This window comes from Acinetobacter sp. YH12249 (genome assembly GCF_013417475.1).
GTDB lineage: Bacteria > Pseudomonadota > Gammaproteobacteria > Pseudomonadales > Moraxellaceae > Acinetobacter.
The window spans coordinates 1-2,849 of sequence record NZ_VPDX01000063.1 but is presented as its reverse complement, the minus strand read 5'-3'; the positions used below and the strand labels follow the sequence as shown (position 1 = coordinate 2,849).

Here is a 2,849-nt window from a genome sequence, read left to right as displayed (position 1 = left end):
TTTGCTTTTGGGGTTAAGGGGTGTCCCCCTTACGCATCTTTTGACTTGAATGAAATTCAAGTCGTAAGTGCGCATTTCATGAAAAACACGATAGCATATTACCCGCTTGAATTTCAATTCATAGGGTCTTATGCTTGAGTGGTTTTCTATATCCCGAATTTAACCGTTATGACAAAATCTGCTGAAAATATCGAAAAGAAAATTGAAGCCCAGTTAGAGAAGCTGAAACAGTTAAAAGCTCAAAAACAGGCTATCGAAGCAAGAGAAAAAACCAAGAAAAAGGAGCAGGAAAGAAAGGATGATACTCGGCGTAAAATTTTGCTCGGTTCTTATTTAATTAAAAAGATGCAAAGTAATGAAGCTAACAAAGAAAAAATACTCACGGAACTTAATGAATATTTAACTGAAAATAGAGATAGACAGCTTTTTGACTTACCAAATATTGAGGAAAATTAATTATGAATAAAGCGGATTTAATTGCCAAATTAGCGCCTAAATTAAATATTAATCAAGACGAAGCAAGAGTTGTGCTTAATTCTGTTCTTGAAGTCATTACAGAAGCCCTAGTTGAAGATAAAAATGTCCGATTAGTTGATTTTGGGACTTTTGAAGTAAAACAGCGTGCCGAAAGAATGGGGCATAATCCTAAAACTGGCGAAAAACTTAAAATTGAAGCTAAGGAAATCGTCACTTTTAAACAAGGAAAGGCCTTGGGAGAGCAATTTATTGTTAAGCCAAAGCAAAAAAGTAAAGCTAAGAAGAAAGCCTAATTTTTCTTAGCTCTCTGTTGTTCTTGTTCGGCTTTATACTCTGGAATTAGCTCATTTAAGACCTTTTGGATATTTTCTTTATCTTCGATCTGCAAATTATCCCGATAGTAAATTAAGTCCTCTATTTTGCTTTCCAGCTGCATTCTTTCGGTTGGTTCGGCATTTTGGGATATTCGGGATAATAGGAAGATATAACCGCATATATTTTCCCTCGCAATTTCATAATTTATGATGTCGAGGTATTCAGCTTGTGTACCGTGAAATTCTTCTAATAGGTTGGTTAATTTCATCATGCTTGAAACCCTGCTTTTTCTAAACATGGATAAAGCTCTCTGAACTTTTCAGGCTCTAAAAGCATGTCAGCGATACGAATAGCAAATTGCTGAAAGCTTTCCGTACCTTGTGAGTATTTGCTCATTTCGGGCATTTCAGACATTTTATTGGCAAATAGGTGGCGTTGTGGATCGCTCAATTTTATAAAAAAATCGGGGCTATTACGATTTTGCTTGGATATTATTTTTTTTGAGATTTTATCTACTTTAGGCTTAAATTTGAATGAAAAACCTGTAATTGTCCGCCCTTGCTTATGTTGCTCGTATTTAATCGTATAGTCTGAATGTTGATTCACTTGCTCCACAGCCACATCTAGGACTCGCAACTTAAAGTTAGAAATTATTTTATATTGCTTAGGTTCTACACCTAATTGCCCTCGTAATTGTTCTATTTCAATAAATGGAATATGTCCTACATTTTTCCATTTCATGAGGAGTTCAAACAATCGAGTAGCGTAGGTACTGGTAAAGTCTGTAGTTTGTGATAAGTAATAGCTTGTGAAATATTCTTTTGAATTAGCAACCAATAGGACAACATCACTGGTAAGTTGGAAGTGTAATAACCCCTCTGATTCTGTATAACCGATCTTTTGTACCCATCGTGATTTCATAACGGTTGGTATATCGCAATCTCTTAGCTTTTTGGGACGTTTAAGGGTGTATTCCTTACCAAACTCCAAGCCATATAAGGTGTATGAGAAATAGCGTAAAAACAACCGTTCTGATGCTTCTTTTAATGCTCGATAAGCCACTGAACTATCAACCTTGAATTGTTCAGCATATTCCCCTGCATGTATGGTAAGAACTGTATCACTGGTGATTTCCTGATGCTGATTATTGGCTTTCACTAAAGCTAACCCTATTAAACGTTGCTCTACTAGACTCAAGGTATAACTTGCATCAATTAACGCATTATTTTTAATAACTAAATCATTTGCCATTTTTTATACATACATTCTTTTTAGTTGTAATTATATTACATTGATTAAATATGTATAGCAATACTGCATAAACGTATAGATAAGACTGCATAAACGTATAGATAAGACTGCATAAACGTATAGATAAGACTGCATAAACGTATAGATATAGCAATATAAGTCATTGATTATTAATATGAATAAGTGGTCTAAAATTATAAAATTATAAAATTATTAAAAAGAGGGGAGTGCTAAAAACTGCCCTATGTACTCGCTAAAGCTCGTACTCTATTGAAGCTCGTTCCTCGCTTCGCGGGGCAGTTTTTAGTTAATCATGTTTGTGAAATCTAAAAGCAAAAGCATTAGTAATGTATTCGCTTCGCTCATACTTTTTGAAAAGCAAAAGCTCCAAAGTTCGCACCCATTCGGGATGCTCTGTAGCTACCGTTTAAAATCGAAAGGGAGCTTGTAATCAGAGAAAAGGCGAGGGCGAAATTTTGATGATGCTCAATCGCTCGTAGACACTCGCTCGGTTCTTATTATCTAGGTTTTAATTATTTACTGGAGCTAACCAAAGTTGTGAAACATTGCTTAAATAATAGGCGTGGAACGTGAAAAATCCATAAAAAAGCCCAATCGGGTGTGATTGGGCTATAAACTAGAAACTACAGCATTGATTTCTATAGATAATTATAACGCATTTCGTATAAGGTGTATTATGTTAATTTTAGTAGAACTAATAAATCTATATATTTGAAAATGTCATTTTACTCAATTAAATACTCTTCAGATATTTCACACTGTTCAACAAAAAAATGATCATGTGA

4 protein-coding genes are annotated in these 2,849 nt (G+C 34.5%); 2 read left to right on the top strand and 2 right to left on the bottom strand.

Going from position 1 to position 2,849, the window contains the following annotated elements; translation table 11 throughout:
• Positions 1 to 168 precede the first annotated feature (168 nt).
• Both FTV25_RS15790 and FTV25_RS15785 read left to right on the top strand, forming a co-directional pair.
• Positions 169 to 456, top strand: a complete 288-nt coding sequence (locus tag FTV25_RS15790) for a mobilization protein (RefSeq protein WP_114676158.1) — start codon at positions 169 to 171, stop codon at positions 454 to 456.
• Positions 457 to 458: 2 nt separating this feature from the next.
• Positions 459 to 770, top strand: a complete 312-nt coding sequence (locus FTV25_RS15785; protein WP_004870952.1) for an HU family DNA-binding protein — start codon at positions 459 to 461, stop codon at positions 768 to 770.
• On the opposite strand, the gene FTV25_RS15780 is transcribed toward FTV25_RS15785, so the two are convergent.
• Positions 767 to 1,063: a hypothetical protein gene (locus FTV25_RS15780; RefSeq protein WP_004870949.1), complete on the bottom strand. Its 297-nt coding sequence runs from the start codon at positions 1,061 to 1,063 to the stop codon at positions 767 to 769. The two genes, FTV25_RS15785 and FTV25_RS15780, sit on opposite strands and share 4 nt — an antisense overlap.
• Positions 1,060 to 2,043, bottom strand: a complete 984-nt coding sequence (gene repM / locus FTV25_RS15775; RefSeq protein WP_004870947.1) for a replication initiation protein RepM — start codon at positions 2,041 to 2,043, stop codon at positions 1,060 to 1,062. Before repM ends, FTV25_RS15780 begins: the two co-directional genes overlap by 4 nt.
• Between the last annotated feature and the right edge of the window lie 806 nt (positions 2,044 to 2,849).

Coding starts and splice junctions, on each gene's coding strand:
- FTV25_RS15790 (WP_114676158.1), top strand. CDS start 169: ATGACAAAATCTGCTGAAAATATCGAAAAGAAAATTGAAGCCCAGTTA.
- FTV25_RS15785 (WP_004870952.1), top strand. CDS start 459: ATGAATAAAGCGGATTTAATTGCCAAATTAGCGCCTAAATTAAATATT.
- FTV25_RS15780 (WP_004870949.1), bottom strand. CDS start 1,063: ATGATGAAATTAACCAACCTATTAGAAGAATTTCACGGTACACAAGCT.
- repM (WP_004870947.1), bottom strand. CDS start 2,043: ATGGCAAATGATTTAGTTATTAAAAATAATGCGTTAATTGATGCAAGT.